Source organism: Chryseobacterium sp. GW823-FHT05E08 (assembly GCF_058795655.1).
Genome location: NZ_JBXAHY010000002.1, coordinates 421732 through 439885, shown reverse-complemented (window position 1 = coordinate 439885; position 18154 = coordinate 421732). Strand labels below are relative to the sequence as shown.

Here is an 18154-nt window from a genome sequence, read left to right as displayed (position 1 = left end):
TTACATTTTATCAAAACAAAGGTCAATTTCTTCTTTTAGTTTTTCAAAAAATTTATTCTCAATTGTATCTAAAATATATTTTACTTCTAACAACGTTTCTTCTAAATCCTTTTTATTAATTATTTCCTCATTGAATCTTTCCGCAGTTTTTTCAATTAAACTTTGGAAAGATTCAAATATTTTATATTCTTGAAAAATGTTGAACAATTCATTTCTAAAATATATAATTTCTCCTAAATTCCCTTTTATGTAACCTAAATATCTGCGGCATTTTGTCCAATCGTTCCCAGCTCTACCATTAACACTTTCCAAATTTGTAATATCAGCATCTCTAAAACAATTTTCAAAACACTCAAAATCAGGATTCTTATTTAGATAATAAATATTAAAAATACCCCCCGAAAAAAGCTGTATAAAATAAAAAAGCAGAAGCTTAGAATTATTTTCTACTCTTTGCTTCATTTCTTCTTCATCTGAAAAATCCAAATAGTTACAATTTGGATATCCATAAAAATCCAAATTTTCTTTATGGCAATGCATTTCAGAATTTTCAATATGAAAAAAAAGATTGTCATACTTTACTTTTGATCCATTTATCCCTTTTAAATGAATTTCAGTAATCTCTCCCAATTTGTAACCAAGTTTTTGACATATCAAATTTCCAATTACATGTCCCATTTCGTGCCATACATTAGAAGTGTTTAATCCACTATTGTTTTCACTTCCATTTATTTTATCATGAAGAAAACCGTTTGTTTCAAAATCAAAACTTTCCATTACTTATTTAATTTATCTTAATTTAAAAAAATATCTTTTAATTGATTCCAAAAAAACTCCCCTATTTCCCAATAATTTCCTTTCTGTGAGCAATTCCCCAGTCTGTTAGATTATTAATGATCGTCTGCAATGTTTTCCCGTGTTTGGTCAATTCATATTGTACCGTTACAGGCTGAGTATTCAAAACCGTACGGTTTATCAGTTTATTGATTTCCAGTTCTTTCAATTCTTTGCTCAGCATTTTGTTGGAAATCCCAACAACATCATTCAGAATATCGGAAAATCGTCTTTTATTGTAATAGCAGATTGATGAAATAATAGATATCTTCCATTTCCCACTCAACACATCCATCGAATCCTGAACGGCCATCATCTCCTTTTTATGAAGTTCTTTTTCAAGAGGTTTACATTCCATAAGGTTACATTGTTACTTAGAGGTTACTGTTACTTTTAGTTACAAAGTTACTAAAATAAATTTCAATGTGGTAATTTTGCTCCTAAGTTTTTAAACAACAAAAACAATGAGTAAATTAAAAAATAAAGTAGCTGTAGTTACAGGTGCTTCAAAAGGAATAGGTGCTTCAATCGCAAAATATTTTGCAGCAGAAGGCGCAAAAGTTGTCGTTAATTATGCATCAAGTAAAGCTGATGCGGATAAAGTGGTAAACGAAATCACAAGCTCTGGCGGAACTGCAATTGCCGTACAAGGCGATGTGTCGAAAGAAGCAGATGTCATCAGACTTTTTGACGAAACAAAAAATGCTTTCGGTACATTGGATGTTTTGGTAAATAATGCCGGAATTTATAACTACGAACCTATTGAACAAGTGTCAGCAGAAACATTTCATCAGCAATTCAATATCAATGTTTTAGGTTCTATTTTTGCGATTCAATCAGCATTAAAACTATTTGGTGAAAAAGGCGGAAATATCATCAATATCAGTTCAGGCGCAAGCAGATCTCCGTTGCCAACAGGTTCAGTATATTCTGCGACAAAGACAGCCTTAGATGCTTTTACCGTTGCTTTATCAAAAGAATTTGCAGGCAGAAACATCCGAATCAATTCTATTTTGCCGGGTATCGTAGAAACAGAAGGTTCTCACACAGCCGGATTTATCGGTAGTGAAGCCGAAACTAAGTTTGTATCCAACACACCACTCGGACGCACGGGACAACCAGAAGACATTGCAAAAGCTGCTGTGTTTATTGCTTCAGACGATGCAGGATGGATTACGGGTGAACAAATTGCCGTTTCAGGTGGAATTTTTGGTTTTTAATTATTAAAAAAATGAACAGATTAAAAAATAAAGTAGCCGTCGTTACAGGCGGCAACAGCGGTATCGGATTTGGTATTGCAGAATCATTCAAAAATGAAGGGGCGGTTGGTACAATTACGGGAAGAAATGAGACAACCTTAAACAGTTCTGTCGACGCTTTAGGTTCAGAATTTATCGGAATTAAAGGAGATGTCACCAATCTTGATGATCTGGAAAATGTCTTTAAGAAAACATCTGAAAAATTTGGAAAAATTGACGTCTTGGTAGTGAATGCAGGAGGTATTGTTGATGGCGTTCCGTTGGGAAGTATTGAAGATGTAACAGAAAAAAGTTATGATCAATACATGGATTTAAACCTGAAAAGCGCCTACTTTTCCGTTCAAAAAGCACTTCCTTATCTTAATGAAGGAGCTTCCATCATTCTTATCGGATCAAGTGCTGCTCATCGTGCCGCATCGGGAATGGCAATTTATGGAGCTGCCAAAGCCGCCATTATATCATTAGCCAAAGGTTTGTCATTAGATTTACTGCCGAAGAAAATAAGAGTGAATGCCCTTTCACCAGGTTCTATTGACACGCCGGTTTTTGGAAAAATTGTCCCGGAAGAACAATTGGAACAGGTAAAACAGTTATGGATAGACATTACTCCGGTTGGCAGACAGGGATTGCCATCGGACATTGGAAACGCGGCCGTATTTTTAGCATCAGATGAATCAACTTTTGTTGTTGGAACAGAAATTCTTGCAGACGGAGGGCTTACCAATATCAGTCTGATGAAGTAGTTTGAATGAAGATAATTTTGTAATTAATTTTTTTCTGTAACATATTTCGAATTGTTGTACTTACTTGATAAATAACAATTAAAAATATTAATCATGAAAATTTCATTAAAAAACCAGTACGCTCAAGCAAATCAAGTATTAATCGGAATTGTATCTGCCGTTTTTGGATATAATCTTTATCAGGCGATCGTGCATCCCGAAAAATCACACTTGCTATTAAGCATTATTCTGTTAGGAATTACTTACTACATGTGTAAAGAATACGATTATAAAACAGCCAAAGAGACGGAAGAAAAGTAAATTTCCAGATAAATTATAAGAAGCCCGAAGCAGTTTGTTTCGGGTTTATTTTTTTGAAATAATTCAAAAATAGTTATTTAATCTTTTGCTTTAATTCAGATAAATTAAGAAACAACATAACAATAACTTCTAAAATTAAAATCATAATTAAAAATCCTACAGGTTTTCCTAAAAAAATTCCTCTAATTAATTTTACAATTCCCAAAACGAAAATCGAAATCATGAAGTAAAATGTAATTTTAGAAACCGTTTCTTTTAATGAATTTAAAAGGAAAACTGAAGCATAAAATCCAAGCAAAAGAATCAAATAGAATTTCAGGAAATCCGGACCTTTTAAGGAAATCGGATTAAAGGTATTTTTGTTCAAAATAAGCCAAATCAAACTTATTATAAACGGAGCTGTGTGAATGATTATCTTTTTCATCGTTAATCTTTTTTGATTATCCTCCGCAACCACCACAACCTCCGCAGCCTCCTCCACAACCGCCACCGCTACAACTTCCTCCACCTCCGCTACAACCGCCACCGTCAGCATTACTGTTACCATTTTTATCCTGATCTTTTGGAGTATTTGCCTCTAAAACCGCTGAGACCAAGCTTATAAAGAGAAAAAAGATTATAATCACTGCAACAAAGATTGTCAGTGTATTAAGCGTATTGTCGGAGCAGGAATACACCATCAATAAAAGACCAATTAAAGTGGCAATCCTCAGTCCTTTGAACCATGATTTTTTATGCTGAGGATTTTTAATTGTATTACTCCAGATATCTTCTGGTGCGTCTTGGTTAAAAATTTCTTTGTAGTTTTTTAAAGTATCTGAGAACCAGTTCTGATGTTTATCTTTTTCTATAAAACCTCCTTTTGATGGATGGTGATGAAGTTTTCTTTTCAGAATATCCGGACAAAATTCTTCCCAATAATTTTGAGTGTAAATAAGATGCATGTGCCATACTTTATCTACAATTTCGCTTGGTGAAGCGCCATTTGGGAGAACACAGCAGAGATAAACGAATTTTTTATACTCTTCTATTGCTTTTTTAGTAAAATCTACACTCCAGTTTTCTTCTTTTGCTAATTTTTTTGAGAAAGGAAAATCAACATTGGGAGCATCTAACGAAAAGTTCTGAAGTCTGTTCCAGAGAGAATCGTTCTGTAATAACATTTTTGTTTCCATTGTTTTAACTTTTATTTTCTACTCAAATTTGGATGGATTAAAAAAATAAAAGTCTTACAATAATCTTTTTTAGTTGTAAAAAAATCTTAAATTAGTCTTATAAAATTAAAATAAACAAATGAAAAAAGAAGATATCTTACACCTTGAGAAATTAATGAATTTCTTAAGTCTCCATTTTTTAAAGAAAAATAATTGGGAAGATGTCACAAAAACCGAGTGGTCATACATTGTTGCAGAACTTAATGATTTAATTGTCAATGACAACACAGAAAAAAGCATAAAGAAAGAACCGGAATTGTTAGGTTCAAACTACCTTTATGAACACTTGATAATCAAAAAACTAAAGAAATATTATCAAAACGAAAATGCTGTTTTAAGCAAACCTAATTTGGCAAAATTAAGTCTCATTGTTAAAGTGTTGGGATATTCAAATTATATTGATTTTATTAATTCAAATACGGAAGCATTTAACTTTAATGATCTTAGAATTAATATGAATAACGCCAAACAAAATACCGTTCTTTTGGATCGTTTGGTAGGCTGTTGGTATTCTTACAATAGAAATCTTCCTGAAAACATTTTACAGGCAAAAGATGACCGAATCTGGCGTTCTGCAATGGAAATCTATAAATCCGAAACCTCCGGAGAATATTTTATAGAAAGAAGCGGTGGCGATCATCACAAGTATTTTGGAAAGGTCACAGCCTATTCAGATTATGTTTTTATCATCATGAACAGCAATACGTTTATCCGTCAGAGACATTTTATTTCAAGAATAAAAGATATCAAGGAAAAACTGAAAAATCCAGAATATAAGCTCCATGAGTTGCATTTTATAAGTACGTGTATTAGTTTTAATCAAGAGCCGATTGCCCTGTTCGAAATTTTTCAGAAAGCAGATCGAAAAACGTTTTTTCCCGACTCAATCAGCTTCCCGATTGACAGCGATGAAATCCCAAAATCTATTGTACAACAACTTGAAGACACAGAGTCTAACAGGATTGATTACAGGTGATTAGTTGATAGTTGATAGTGTTTAGTTTTTAGATAAAATTAACCTACTAACCAATCTTTAAAATCCTTCACGCGATCACGGCTTACTGTAATTTCTTCCTGAGGTTGAAACTCCAATTCTACTTTATAGTTGGGTGATGTGTGAATATTTTTAATGTAATCTGAGCTAATAATGAATTGCCTGTTTGCACGGAAAAATTTCTTTTCATCCAAGACATCTTCCAGTTCATCCAATGTAAAATCTGAAGGATAAGTACGGTCTTCTGTTTGAAGATAAACGATCTTATTTTCACTGAAAAAACAACTGATCTCGCTAGTCTGAACGATCTTCAAATTATATCCAATTTTAACCAAAACTCTGGAAAGCGTTGTCTTATCTTTCTTAATTAACTGCTTAATTTCCTGTGAAGTAACAGAATTTCCTGATGGAAGAAATGATTTGAATTTCTCAATTGCTCCGGCAAGATCTTCTTCTAAAATTGGTTTTAAAAGATAGTCGATGCTATTCAGTTTAAAGGCTTTCAATGTATACTGATCAAACGCTGTCGTGTAAATGATAAATCCTTTTGTAGGAACTTTTTCAAAGATATCAAACGATAAACCGTCACCCAAAACGATGTCTGAAAAGATAAGTTGCGGATGCTCATTTTCTGAGAACCATTTCACTCCGTCTTCCACAGATTCAATACTTGCAACAACCTGTAATTCAGGAAACAGGCTCAACATTCTTTCTATCTTTCTTGCTGCAGGTTTTTCGTCTTCGATAATGACAGTTTTGATCATTGATTTTTTAGTTTTGAATTTGGAATTAAAATTAAATAAAAGTTCTCAGGTATTAAAAGTTTATTGGCTCTTTTGATTTTCTCATCTCCTTTTCCATTACTTCTTTTTCCCATTCAGAATCAAAAATAAATAATTTTACCGCTTTTACCGTTAAAATAATTCCCCAGATTCCTAAAATAATTGAGCCGTCGTAAAGTGAGAAATCAAACGTTCCCTTTTCAAAAATATCGTCTAAGAAAACGAATCCTGTAATGATGGCGAACCAAAATATACCTTTATAGAATTTTTTTAATTCTTTTACTCTTTGTTCTGCTTGATTATAATTCATGATATTGATTTTTAAATGATTATTATTAATTTATTAAAGTGTTTTTACGTTTTTTCTTTCTTCATCCATCAATTCCTTGATCTTTTTTTCTTCCCAGTTTTTTCCGATTCCGAAAACGTTGATTCCGTGTGCGGCAAGACCCATTCCCCAACCTAACATCGGCCAGTAAAACCATAAATGATCAGGAGAAGTTAAAAGATTAAGAACCAATAAAAAAGGAATTACAAGACAATAAGAAGTAAGATTTCCGTAGAATCCTTTTAATTCTTTAACTCTTCTTTCTGCTTTTCTGTAAGCTCGGTTTTCTTTGTTTTCAAAAGTTTCCATATGATGTTATTTTTAATTGTTTTGTTTGTTTTTGTTGATTCAAATTTAGGTCAATAAAGAGCTTCCAATCAACTTTATGTTACCGAGCGGTAGAAAATGGATACTGAAATGTAAAAATGTTTGATTAATGGAAATGATATTTTTTAATTCCCGCAGATTACACAGATTTTCGCAGGTGATTGGGTGTAATTTTCTGCTTTATTAAGTTAGTTTATATAGAAATGCTTCGACTTCGCTCAGCATGACATTCCTAATACTAACTGCTTTATTTTAAAAGTATTTTTTAGCGATGTCATGCTGAGCGAAGTCGAAGCATCTGCAATAAATTTTAACTAATAAATAAACGGAATCAGTTTTTTCGTTCTTTTCTGATAATTAATATATTCGTCCTTAAAGTTTTCAATAAGAGCAGTTTCTTCGTTTTTAATTCTCGAAATTAAAGCTACAGAAACCGGAAGGAAAGCAAATGCAAGGGAAATCCAGTTATTCAGAAACAGTCCGAATCCTAAAAATGTCACTAAAACAGCAGTATAAACCGGATGTCTCACCAATTTGTAATAGCCATCTGTAATGAGTTTATGATCCTGTTTTATGGTAAGGTCAAGAGTGAAATATTTTCCTAAATAATTGATAATTACAATTCTTAAAACAATTCCTAAAACGTAAAGAAAAAGCCCTAAATATTGGATCCACTCTCCTTTCGCAATAGAAAAATCAGTAGTCTTTGCAATAATGATTGGCAATGATAATCCTAAAATAAAAATAGTCCAAATGATATAAATATTGAGGTTGTCTTTAACTTTAGTATCTCCTTTTTTAGGTCGCAGATTTTTGGTATTCCTTATTTCATTGATGAACCAAAATATGGTCACAAGGTAAAAAATGATTTCAATGGTTTTCATGGTATTTTGTTTTTGGTGATTTTGTGGTATTTAAATAATTTTCATCTTTTAATAAATAAACGGAATCAGTTTCTTGGTGCTTTTCTTATACTCTAAATACTCGTTTCCAAATTGTTGAATCAAAGCATTTTCTTCAGTTTTTATTCGATCAATAATCATTAAAAACATGGGTAAAAAAGCAACGATTAATGAGAGCCAATTATTTAGAAATAAGCCGGAACCAATCAACCCCAACAAAACTCCGGTATAAGAAGGATGTCTTACAAGTCTGTAAAACCCGTGTTTTATGAGTTTGTGATCATTTTTAATGGCGAGTTCTACGGTGAAATATTTCCCAAGAAATCGGATGACGGAAAGTCTTAAAAATATTCCAAAAACGAGTAATGCGATTCCTAAAAATAGAATCCATTCTGTTCTTAAAATGGTGAAATCTGTAAATTTTACGATCAACATCGGACAGAAAAAGCAGAAACTAAATAATATCCAGATCTTTGTGAGATTCACTTTATTTTTTACTTTTTTGTCATCTTTTCCTGCTTTTAATTTTAAGGAATAATAAATTTCATTGACGAACCAAAAGAGCATTAATGCAAAATAGATAACGTACAGAGTTTTCATAATTATTTTGTTTTTGGTGATTAGTTTTGTGAAATAAAAAAAGCACAATAAAAATTGTGCTGTATAAAAATAGTGAAATTAATGTTTCTCCTTGTTCATGAGTTCTTTTATTTTTTTCTCTTCCCAGTTGTTTCCGAGTAAAAATCCGGGTAAAAAAACACTCATCCCATAGCCGACAACTCCGATTCCCCAGAATATTGGGAGAGAGAAATATTTAAGGCTCCAAATGGTTTGTCCGGGCTCTAATTCTCTGTAATTCAGAAATAAAATAAAAATATTCACAGCAAAATAAATGAAAATGAAAACGTAAAAATTCTTTATTTTTTTCACTTTTCTTTCCGCTTCCTTGTAACGAAGGTCGTTTTGATCCATATTTTCCATATTAGTAGTTTTTATCTTTTATCTTGTTTTTCTAAAATTTCTCTGATCTTTTTTTCTTCCCAGCCTTTACCGATTGCAAAAACGCTTATTCCGTGGGCAATAATTCCGATTCCCCAGCCTAACATTGGAAAATAAAACCAGATGTGTTTTGGATTGGTAGTAAGATTTACAATGATCAAAAATGGAATAATAATACAATACGAAGTAAGGTTTCCATAAAAACTTTTGATCTCTTTTACTCTTTTTTTGGCTCTTTCATAAGCTTTGTCGTTATCTTCAACTTTTATACTCGTTTCGTTTGGTTTAGCTAACAATATCGGAAGTTTTACTTTAAAATAATCTTCTGATTTTTCTATAAAAACATTTTTTTTTGTCAGCAGGGAATAACGCTGAACAATATTCGACAAACCGATTCCTGCGCTCTCTTTCATCTGCTCGCGCACCTGAAGATTATTTTCAATACAAAGCGTATCATTTTCAGAAAAAACCTTAATAATTAATGGTTTTGAAGAAGTCGCAAAATTATGCTTGATACAATTTTCCAACAACAATTGCAGCGAAAGCGGAACTACATATCTTCTATAATCTTCTTTATTTACATCAAAAACAAAATCTACGCTGTCCTCAAATCTGGTTTTTAAGAGATCACAATAGGTTTTTGCAAATTCAATCTCGTCCTCAACCGTAACTAATTCTTTATCTTTCTGTTCTAAAACATATCTGTAAATCTTTGACATTGAAGCAGTAAACTTCTGAGCCTGTCTCGGGTTTTCATCAATTAATGAACTTAAAACATTTAATGAATTGAAAAGAAAATGCGGGTCTAACTGGTTTTTTAAACTCTCAAATTGTGCGTTGGCAGATTTTGCAATCAACTTTTGCTCTACAACTTCTTTTTTGGACGTTTTTTTAAGTTCTTCCATGAAGCCTCTCGCATGGAGAAAAGCAGAAATCAGCAAGGCAACATTTATCGTAAACCAATTGATGAAATTATATCTTCCGGAAAAATATTCTGCCGTATTTACCGCTTTTTGAATAAGTACAAAATTCACATAATTACAGAAATAGACTAAAATAATATTCGCAATAAGAATCGAAACAATGCTTATGGCCGCTCTTTTTGTTGTAGCCTCAGACCAAGGAAATTTTTTATTAAGAAAATCATTAATTAAGCCATTTCCTGCACCTAAAACGAACGAATACATGAAAGATATCAATACGGTCAGTAAAAAATTTTCAACGTTTTTTTCATCTGTAAAAAAGATAAAGAAGAACATTGAAGTAACCAATGATATCCAAAGTAAGGTGATAAGATTTTTGCGTTTCATGATTGAATTTCTTAGTCCAAAATTAGTTTTAATTAAAGGTATTAAAAATTATTTCTCACCGAACCGTCATTTTCAATAACTGAGCTGCACAAAAAAACCTTCCAAGATTTGGAAGGTTTATGAATATTTTTGAGTTTTTTATTTCTTAGCACCTTGGCTGATAAAATACTGAGCCTCACCTTTTCCCCAGTTTGGATCTAATGCAGATTTCGGTTTGAAAGCATTAAATTTCTCCAAAGCCTGTTTGAAAAGCTCAATTCCCTTTGTTTTGCTTCCTCCGTATTGTTCAGGAGTGAAATACATGTCTTCAGCCTTAATCAAAGCAATTCTTGGATTGGTTGGATCTAGCTGTTCAGCTGTTTTAAGCTCTTCTGCAGCCTTCACACCGTCTGTCATATATCTTTGCTGAGGATTCTCCATCATTCTTAAAGAATATGCCATTTTTTTCAATAAATGGATCTCAGAATTGTCTTTCCCAGCAATACTTTCAGCTTGCATCAAATATTTTTCAGCAGCTCCTGAATAGGTTAATAATTCATCCTTCTTGCCCGCGTTCATCTGCGCTCTCCCTTTCTGGATATAAGAATAAGCAATGTAGTAAACCGGCAACCATTGGTTTTGGTCTATTCTAGATATTCTTTCGAAATCATTGGCCAACGTCTGAAAATCTTCTGCCGATTTTACTGTTTCCAGCTTGGCAACTTTTTCAGTCATTGATTTTTCGTAAGCTGTCTGACCAAATGCCGTTAAGCCCATAAAAGCTAAAGCAAAACTTAATAGATATTTCTTCATTATTTCTAATTTTTGAGGTTAGTTTATATTTTATTCAAAGATATGTATTTAATCAATATAATTAAATCATTAAAAATACAGATTGTTTAGATTTTTACAAATTATTATTAATCGCATCCTGAGTTTTATCAACTCCAAAGCTTATAAATGCGCCAATAAAGACAAAAGTATTCACCGGAGGAACTACTGCAGAACTTCTTGATCCATCTGACGAAAAATTGTATCCGTATACATTTTTTGATCCTAAAACGTTTGAAACGCTCAATACAAAAACAGTGAAAGCTTTGGCGTCTTTTTTCCCAAGATTTGGAAGATAATTAAAGCTTAAATTAAGTGCGTTATAATCCTTCAATCTTCCTTCGTTTCTAGTATAATTAATCGTCTCGCCGTTCACATCTTTCGTTGCAAAATCATAATAAGGTCGTCCTTTTGCGTATGTATAAGAAAGATTAACTCCTAATTTCCACTTTGGAATAAATCTCTTCGCAACCGCAGAAAGTGTGTGTTCTGATGCGAAGTTTGGCTTTAAGCTTATCGGGTAATTCATAAAATCTCTTTTTGAATCGAGGAACGAATAACTGATCCAATAATCAATATTGTCGAATGTTTTTTTATCTCTCCAAAACAGCTCCAATCCTTTTGCATAACCGAATCCGTTGTTGTTATCTGCTGTTTGAACGGGTTGATTTTGATTATTATTAAATCCAAGATTTGAAACTTTAATCAGTTGATCATATTTTTTATAAAAAGCTTCAAATCTTAAACTTCTGCCATCCGTCGTTCTCTGAACCTGCAAAATATAATGTTGAGATTTTTGAAAATCAAGATTTGCGGGACCGTTAATGTATTTACTTTCAGGATTTTGATAGAAAAGTCCGTATGCGAAAGAGGTTGTCCAGTCTTTAGCCAAACGATACGCCAGAGCGATACGCGGTGCAAAATTTGTTTTACCAAGAAAAGATGAATTTTCTGCCCTCACTCCTATTTTCGCTGACAATTGATTGCTGAAACCCAAATCTGTTTCCACAAAAACGGCTGAAATAAGATCTTTGTAATGTTTATTTATTTCTTCAAAAGAAAGTTTTTCGTCGGTGCTGTTTAATTCAAAACCTCCTCGTAAGGCGCTGATTTTGTTTATTTTTCTTTCTAAAACTGCTTTTAGGTTGATATAATTTCCGTCTGTGAGCAACCTCATCTTATCTGCTTCAACTTCATTGGATTCTGTTGAAAAATTAAGATCTGTTCTGTTGAATGAATAAGAAGTTCCTGCATTTAAAAGATATCTCCCAAATTTTTGCTTGAAAGATAAATTATGATACGTGTTCTTCCCTTTCAATTTAATTAAAGAAAACTGATTATCAGCTTCTAAGCTTTCGGTTTTCACGCCCATACTGTTCGTGTCGTACATTCCATAATATTTGAAAAATCCACCAGATTTTGTTTTAATTCTGAAATTTGCATCAGCATTTACGCCTTGCGGAGCATCGATAAAATCTGTATTAAAATTCAGAACTTCCTGCATTAGATTTAAATTTGAATATCCCAAAGTTGCTCCGTAAGAATGGTTTTTATCTTCACTCAATTTTTGAAATCCTGCGCTTAAAAAGATCGGTGAGATTCCAAAATCATAAGAACTCTGATCCGGAAGATCAACACTTTCCAACATCAAAGCACCGGAAAGAGCCTGTCCGTACAACGCGGAATATCCTCCGCTCGAAAATACATTTCCTTTAAAAAGAGAGGTGTTAAAACGATCTCTTCCTGCAATTCCCGGAACTGAGCTTGAGAAATAGTTATTAATTAAGCTTCCATCCATGAAAATTTTAGATTCGGTTCCTGTACCTCCACGGATGAACAATCCTTCCGTTTCGCCTACTTTCTGAACGCCCGGAAGATAATTTAAGGCCGAAGAAATCTGCCCGTCTGCTCCCGCTGTCGTATAAATATCAATTGGCGTTAATAAAGCGGTTGCTCTTTTCTTATCGCTCGCCTCGATTGAGCCTGCAGAAACCACCACAGCATCGATTTCGTTGATTTGTTCTTTCAATTCTGCATTTACTGAAACATCCTGATTATCAATAACAATTGATTTTTCAACATCATTATATTTTGAATGGGTAAAGCTTAATATCTGATTCCCTTTTTCAGAAGTTTCAAATGTAAAGTTACCGTTTGCGTCTGTAGTTGCTCCATCGTAAGTGTTTTTAAGTGTGATATTTACATCACTTACTCCTTTATTTCGAAAGGTCACTTTTCCTGAAATCTTTACCTGAGAATAACTCAAGATAAATGATAAAAAGGTGATGAGAAGTAATAATTTTTGTCCCTGTGTTTTCATTGGTCTTAATTTGATTCCAAAATTAATCTGAAAATTTAGATCTGCTAATTTTTTCTTTCCGAACGGTAAAATTTACAGACTGAATTGTAAAAACAGCCTATTTAACATAAAAAAGAGCAAGATTATGAAGCTTTCTAAAAAATGTTCCTAAATTTATATAATTATAAATCACTATAAAAATCATTTAAAATGAAGGTACAAACATTAGCATTATTGGCGGGCTGTGCATTATTTGCTGTTTCTTGCGGAACGGTAAAAACGTATTCAGTCAACGCTAAAAGCGGAACACAGACGGGAGGAACTGCAAAGTTTACTCAAAAAGGAAATGAAGTTGTAATGAAACTTGATGTCACGAATCTTACTCCGGGAATTCACGCGGTACATATTCATGAAAAAGCCGACTGTTCAGCAGCAGACGGAACCTCAACAGGAGGGCACTGGAATCCAGGAAAAGACGATCACGGAAAATGGGGTGCCGAGCATTTCCACATGGGAGATATCGGGAATTTAGTGGCAAATCAGGAAGGAGTGGCAACGCTGACTTTCAAAACTGATAAATGGTGTCTTGGTTGTGCAGACGAATCTAAAAATATCATCGGAAAAGGAATGATCGTACATGCTGCGGCAGACGATTTCCATACTCAGCCTACAGGAAATGCAGGCGGAAGAGTTGGATGTGTAGAAATTAAATAATTAATTTGATCGCATAAAAAACCCCGCTAATTTTAGTTAGCGGGGGTTTTATTCGTCTTTAGGATTAAAGCCCAATCCTTTTTTAAGTTTTTGATCAAAATCAGTCTTTTTATTTTTTTCAAAATCATCTAAAGCTTTTCTGATACTGAGTCCTGATTGTTTTGGTAATTTTCCACTAACTTTTATTTCTTCAACTACTTTGTCAAAGTCTGATCTATACTCTATATCTTGTATTACTCTAAATTTTTCATATTCTTTTTCTGCCAATTTTTTTGCTACAGAAGCTGAAATCTTGCCTGAATCTTTTAAAACACCATATTCATTAAATAAAAGAAATCCATCTAATCTTCCTATCCAATCAACCATTTTCATTTCTTTTTGTCTTCTTGCCATATTCTCAGCAAAGTCTAAATACATAGTGACAACTCTGTTCAGTTCACTTAATTCTTCTTCATTCAAATAATTTTTAGCAACAACTGCATCTGTTTTTAATATTTTACCATCTCTATTCTGATTTTTCCATGAAGTTAGCCCCATATTGGGTCTGCTTGAATCAGCTCGTAATTGGATTAACTCAGCGGCTGTATGTTGATGAATAGCCCAATGTAACTTATTTTGAACCGTCGCATAAAAATCTTTCGTAGTTAGTGAATGAGAATCATAATCAATAGAAGTTGCATAAATATCAGTTATTTTTTGATAGAAAAGTCTCTCACTTGATCGAATTTCTCGAATTCTCTCTAGTAGTTCTGCAAAATAATCTTTCCCAAAAAGTTTATTTCCTTGTTTTAACCTTTCATCATCTAAAACAAATCCCTTTATTAAGTATTCTTTTAAAACTGTTGTTGCCCACCTTCTAAATTGTGTTGCTTGATGAGAATTAACCCTATACCCAACAGATATAATAGCATCTAAATTATAAAACTTTACTTTATAGTTTTTATCATCAGAAGCAGTTGTCAAAATTTCTTTTACAACTGAATTTTCATCTAATTCATTTTCACCAAAAATATTAGATAAATGATAACTTATATTCTGTTTAGAAGTATTAAATATGTTTGCTATTGAATTTTGAGAAGCCCAAATTGTTTCACCATCATTATCTATAACAACCTGAACACTTATTTTACCATCACCTGACTGATAAAATATAAAATTTGAAATATTATCTAAATTATTTTCCATCATTTATTTTCTATAATTAAATCTCGAAACATTTTTTAATTCTTTGGATCATAAACCAAGCTGACTTTTGAGTAATACCCAGATCTTTACTTAGTTGTACGGATGAAATCTCTTTTTTTTGAAAAGTTATTATATAAATAGCTATAATCCATTTTTGTAATTCTAGTCTTGTATTATCAAAAATAGTATTCGTTTTAACATTAAAATATTTCCCCGAATTTTTACATCTAAACCTATTTCCTTTACAGCTATATACTTTTGAAGTCGGATCAAATGGGCTTATTACATTCCCATTCCACCTGAGCTTTTCCAAATATTCAATACATATCTGCTCATTTGGAAATTCTTTCATTAAATCTGAAACCGACATAAATTTTACATTCTCCATACAACCTCAAATATAAGAAGATAATTACACAAAATCAACATTAATGTAATTATATATATAATTTGATTGCATAAAAAACCCCGCTAATTTTAGTTAGCGGGGTTTTTATTTTATTGTTTTGCATTCATATCACCAATGATATTCATTGCTTCCTGAAGGTAAGGATCTTTCTTAAGATTTTTGATCCACATATCAGATTTTTTCTTGAATGCTTCATCTTTCTTCTCTCTCTCAAGCTCGCTTGGGTAAAGAGTGAACTGAAGACCGTTTTCAAATTTCGTCAATGCTTTGAATTTTTCGATCTGCGCTTTTCTTTGCTTCATCAATTCGTTAAACTTATTGATATTAAGCGTTATCGTTTCTTCTTTGTCTAATTTTTCTCTCCACTGAGCAGACTCCAACAATAACTGATAGTTGGTGTTTTTAGCCATTCTATCGTTGCTTGCTTTTTCTAATGCTTTCACATCGAAATAGTTCAGCTTCTGGAAAGTCGTACTTGGAATTTTATCCCATGCCAATGCATAATCATCATATCTCTCTCCTATTTCAGCATACGTGAAGAAGTCTTTCATCTGAATATCAGAAACAATACCTTTTCTCTGCGTAGATTCTCCCGTAATTCTGTAGAATTTTTGGATTGTTAATTTTAAAGAACCGAAGTCATCTTCTGTATTTAAGAATCTGTTTAAATCAACAAAAGTCTGAACCGTTCCTTTTCCAAAAGACTGTGGAGAACCGATAATCATCGCTCTTCCAGTATCCTGCATTGCACCTGCCAAGATCTCAGAAGCCGAAGCCGAAAGTTCGTTTTGCATGATAACAAGCGGACCAGTCCAGATTGGAGTTTCTTGCTTGTTTTTTAATGTCTGAATTTTTCCGTTTCCGTCTTTTACCTGAACATAAGGTCCTGCATTCATGAAAAGTCCCATGATATCACCAACTTCCGTTAAAGATCCACCACCGTTATTTCTAAGGTCAAGAACAATTCCGTCAATGTTTTGAGCTTTTAGTTTAATGATCTCATTTTTAATGTCATCAGAAGCGTTTCTTCCTTTAGCATCTTCAAAATCTGCATTGAAACTTGGTAAATTAATGAAACCATATTTTTTACCGTTTGGAGAATTTACCACAATACTTCTTGCGAAAGTATCTTCAATAGCAACTTCCTCACGGATCATTGTAACTTCTTTTATCGTTCCGTCTTTCTTCTGAACTGTCAAAGTAACCGGAGTTCCTTTTTCACCTCTGATGTATCTTACTGCCTCCTCAGAAAGCATTCCGACAACATTTACAGCATCGTCTTTTGGTTTAGATTTTACTTTTAGAATCTTATCACCTTCTGTAAGCTGTTTAGACTTCCAAGCTGGCGCTCCGATTGTAAGGGCTCCAAGATATAAATACCCTTTTTTCTCCTGAATGATAGCTCCGATACCGATCACTTTTCCTGTGAAAGTCATATCGAATTCTTCCTTATCCTTTGGAGAATAATAGTTGGTGTGCGGGTCAAAAACCTCAGTGTAAGCATTCATATACACTGTGAACCAATTCATTTTATTTCTCTTCTTAAACCTTGTGAACGTGTCTTTTACAAGATCTTTCACTTCGTCTGTAGCTTTTACTTTTTTCTGCTCAGGAGTAAGGATCTGAAGTTTAATCGTATCCTGTAACTTATATTTCTGTACAGAATCTTTTTTCTCTTTTTGAGCCTGTTCTTTGCTGTTTATAGACTCAATTTCCTGAAGAATATTGTATTTAATGAATTTTTTCCACTCATTATATTGATCTTGCTTAGAAACCGGTGCTTTTTTAAGCTTATTTTCTAAAACCAATGTTTCATCTTCATCCAAATTGATCGGCTTACTGAAAATATCCTGAGTTAATTTATCAATCTCATCAACTCTTTGGAAAAGTCTGTCTGTTGTCAATTTATAGAACGTAAGATCTCCGATGTTAAGATAATCATCAAGCTTTGTTTCATGCTTGCTGAATTCATCCATATCAGATTGCAGGAAATATCTTTTTCCCGGATCTATCATCTCAAAATATTGTTTGTAAACATCCTTAGAATAAGCATCATTAATAGCTTTCGGGCTGTAATGTAGATAAGAAAGAGTGTTCTTTACGCTCACCATTATCGTCTGCATCTTTTCATCGTCATTTTTAGGTGAGTTGAAACAAAACATTAGACTTGTTAATGGAATTAGGAGTAAAAATTTATTTAGCTTGAAATTTTTCCACATAAATCTGTAATGTATTTTTATTAATTTTTTAAAAAGTATTTTAATTAGTAGTAATTTTTAATTTACTGTTACAAACTATCAAATTTAATACCTTATTTATAAATATCAATTAGTTTTAAGAGTTTTTATTACTAGAAGTATGCTGCTTTATTTTTCGATCTTCAATTAATGTCAAAATATACAGAAGAAAGAACGAAACGATGATTCTCGAAGCCATTCCGAATTTATATTCATAATATTTTCCTCCATCGATACAGAAAAAGCAGACTGAGATAAAAATCACTAAAAAACTACACAAATAAGTAATATGGTAATCAGAATTTTTATTAAAACCATAAATAGCATAGGTAAAACTAAATCCAAGATAACTGAACATCATAAAACAGGCGGTAAGTGTATCTATTTCTCCTTCAAAGTCAAGAAAATCAAGATTGTTCAAACCAATTAAAATTAATATTCCTAAGAGAAAATTTGCCACAAGCCTATTCTTCTTCCAGGAGTAAATTATAGTTACAATTACTATCAA

General features: G+C 32.6%; 22 protein-coding genes. 5 read left to right on the top strand and 17 right to left on the bottom strand.

The genetic code is table 11. From position 1 onward, the window contains the following. On the bottom strand, positions 1-777 hold the full coding sequence (locus AC1Q7L_RS07965) for a hypothetical protein (protein WP_492304993.1): 777 nt from the start codon (positions 775-777) through the stop codon (positions 1-3). Between the two features lie 61 nt (positions 778-838). Next, positions 839-1192 (bottom strand): winged helix-turn-helix transcriptional regulator, encoded by a 354-nt coding sequence (locus tag AC1Q7L_RS07960; protein WP_066753955.1) that lies wholly within the window; start codon positions 1190-1192, stop codon positions 839-841. A gap of 106 nt (positions 1193-1298) precedes the next feature. Between AC1Q7L_RS07960 and AC1Q7L_RS07955 the strand changes: the two genes are divergently transcribed. The 3 genes from AC1Q7L_RS07955 to AC1Q7L_RS07945 all read left to right on the top strand — a co-directional run bounded on the left by AC1Q7L_RS07955 (position 1299) and on the right by AC1Q7L_RS07945 (position 3136). After that, positions 1299-2054, top strand: a complete 756-nt coding sequence (locus AC1Q7L_RS07955) for an SDR family NAD(P)-dependent oxidoreductase (RefSeq protein ID WP_492304992.1) — start codon at positions 1299-1301, stop codon at positions 2052-2054. A gap of 11 nt (positions 2055-2065) precedes the next feature. Then, complete coding sequence (locus AC1Q7L_RS07950) at positions 2066-2836, top strand: SDR family oxidoreductase (protein WP_492304991.1); 771 nt, start codon at positions 2066-2068, stop codon at positions 2834-2836. 93 nt (positions 2837-2929) lie between these two features. After that, positions 2930-3136 (top strand): hypothetical protein, encoded by a 207-nt coding sequence (locus tag AC1Q7L_RS07945; protein ID WP_492304990.1) that lies wholly within the window; start codon positions 2930-2932, stop codon positions 3134-3136. A 73-nt stretch (positions 3137-3209) separates the two neighbouring features. On the opposite strand, the gene AC1Q7L_RS07940 is transcribed toward AC1Q7L_RS07945, so the two are convergent. Both AC1Q7L_RS07940 and AC1Q7L_RS07935 read right to left on the bottom strand, forming a co-directional pair. Next, the gene (locus AC1Q7L_RS07940) at positions 3210-3560 is read right to left on the bottom strand and encodes a hypothetical protein (RefSeq protein WP_492304989.1); all 351 of its coding nucleotides are present in this window, start codon (positions 3558-3560) and stop codon (positions 3210-3212) included. A 16-nt stretch (positions 3561-3576) separates the two neighbouring features. Further along, positions 3577-4311: a glycine-rich domain-containing protein gene (locus AC1Q7L_RS07935; RefSeq protein ID WP_492304988.1), complete on the bottom strand. Its 735-nt coding sequence runs from the start codon at positions 4309-4311 to the stop codon at positions 3577-3579. A gap of 118 nt (positions 4312-4429) precedes the next feature. On the opposite strand from AC1Q7L_RS07935, the gene AC1Q7L_RS07930 reads away from it, so the two are divergent. Next, positions 4430-5326, top strand: a complete 897-nt coding sequence (locus tag AC1Q7L_RS07930; RefSeq protein ID WP_492304987.1) for a hypothetical protein — start codon at positions 4430-4432, stop codon at positions 5324-5326. A 38-nt stretch (positions 5327-5364) separates the two neighbouring features. On the opposite strand, the gene AC1Q7L_RS07925 is transcribed toward AC1Q7L_RS07930, so the two are convergent. From AC1Q7L_RS07925 to AC1Q7L_RS07885, 9 genes are all read right to left on the bottom strand, one after another. After that, complete coding sequence (locus AC1Q7L_RS07925) at positions 5365-6108, bottom strand: LytR/AlgR family response regulator transcription factor (protein ID WP_410691765.1); 744 nt, start codon at positions 6106-6108, stop codon at positions 5365-5367. A gap of 52 nt (positions 6109-6160) precedes the next feature. Then, the gene (locus AC1Q7L_RS07920; RefSeq protein ID WP_492304986.1) at positions 6161-6436 is read right to left on the bottom strand and encodes a 2TM domain-containing protein; all 276 of its coding nucleotides are present in this window, start codon (positions 6434-6436) and stop codon (positions 6161-6163) included. Positions 6437-6469: 33 nt separating this feature from the next. Further along, on the bottom strand, positions 6470-6763 hold the full coding sequence (locus AC1Q7L_RS07915; RefSeq protein WP_410691767.1) for a 2TM domain-containing protein: 294 nt from the start codon (positions 6761-6763) through the stop codon (positions 6470-6472). 332 nt (positions 6764-7095) lie between these two features. After that, complete coding sequence (locus AC1Q7L_RS07910; RefSeq protein ID WP_492304985.1) at positions 7096-7665, bottom strand: methyltransferase family protein; 570 nt, start codon at positions 7663-7665, stop codon at positions 7096-7098. Between the two features lie 48 nt (positions 7666-7713). Continuing rightward, positions 7714-8283, bottom strand: coding sequence for a methyltransferase family protein (locus tag AC1Q7L_RS07905; RefSeq protein WP_492304984.1), 570 nt, complete (start codon positions 8281-8283; stop codon positions 7714-7716). 78 nt (positions 8284-8361) lie between these two features. After that, positions 8362-8664 carry a 2TM domain-containing protein gene (locus tag AC1Q7L_RS07900; protein ID WP_492304983.1) on the bottom strand — a complete coding sequence of 101 codons (303 nt, stop codon included), beginning with the start codon at positions 8662-8664 and terminating at the stop codon, positions 8362-8364. Between the two features lie 11 nt (positions 8665-8675). Beyond that, positions 8676-9992 carry a 2TM domain-containing protein gene (locus tag AC1Q7L_RS07895; protein ID WP_492304982.1) on the bottom strand — a complete coding sequence of 439 codons (1317 nt, stop codon included), beginning with the start codon at positions 9990-9992 and terminating at the stop codon, positions 8676-8678. Between the two features lie 138 nt (positions 9993-10130). Further along, positions 10131-10784 (bottom strand): hypothetical protein, encoded by a 654-nt coding sequence (locus tag AC1Q7L_RS07890; RefSeq protein ID WP_066753981.1) that lies wholly within the window; start codon positions 10782-10784, stop codon positions 10131-10133. A gap of 94 nt (positions 10785-10878) precedes the next feature. Next, the gene (locus tag AC1Q7L_RS07885) at positions 10879-13122 is read right to left on the bottom strand and encodes a TonB-dependent receptor (protein WP_492304981.1); all 2244 of its coding nucleotides are present in this window, start codon (positions 13120-13122) and stop codon (positions 10879-10881) included. A 189-nt stretch (positions 13123-13311) separates the two neighbouring features. On the opposite strand from AC1Q7L_RS07885, the gene AC1Q7L_RS07880 reads away from it, so the two are divergent. Beyond that, complete coding sequence (locus AC1Q7L_RS07880; RefSeq protein ID WP_066753983.1) at positions 13312-13815, top strand: superoxide dismutase family protein; 504 nt, start codon at positions 13312-13314, stop codon at positions 13813-13815. Between the two features lie 48 nt (positions 13816-13863). Here the strand turns inward: AC1Q7L_RS07880 and AC1Q7L_RS07875 are convergent, their stop codons facing one another. The 4 genes from AC1Q7L_RS07875 to AC1Q7L_RS07860 form a co-directional block, all read right to left on the bottom strand. Then, positions 13864-15000, bottom strand: a complete 1137-nt coding sequence (locus AC1Q7L_RS07875; protein WP_492304980.1) for a virulence RhuM family protein — start codon at positions 14998-15000, stop codon at positions 13864-13866. A gap of 16 nt (positions 15001-15016) precedes the next feature. Further along, positions 15017-15388 (bottom strand): transposase, encoded by a 372-nt coding sequence (locus AC1Q7L_RS07870; RefSeq protein WP_492304979.1) that lies wholly within the window; start codon positions 15386-15388, stop codon positions 15017-15019. A gap of 110 nt (positions 15389-15498) precedes the next feature. After that, a complete protein-coding gene (locus tag AC1Q7L_RS07865) occupies positions 15499-17628 on the bottom strand; it encodes a carboxy terminal-processing peptidase (protein WP_492304978.1) in 2130 nt (709 codons plus the stop codon). A 115-nt stretch (positions 17629-17743) separates the two neighbouring features. Continuing rightward, a complete protein-coding gene (locus AC1Q7L_RS07860) occupies positions 17744-18106 on the bottom strand; it encodes a hypothetical protein (protein WP_492329379.1) in 363 nt (120 codons plus the stop codon). Positions 18107-18154 lie beyond the last annotated feature (48 nt).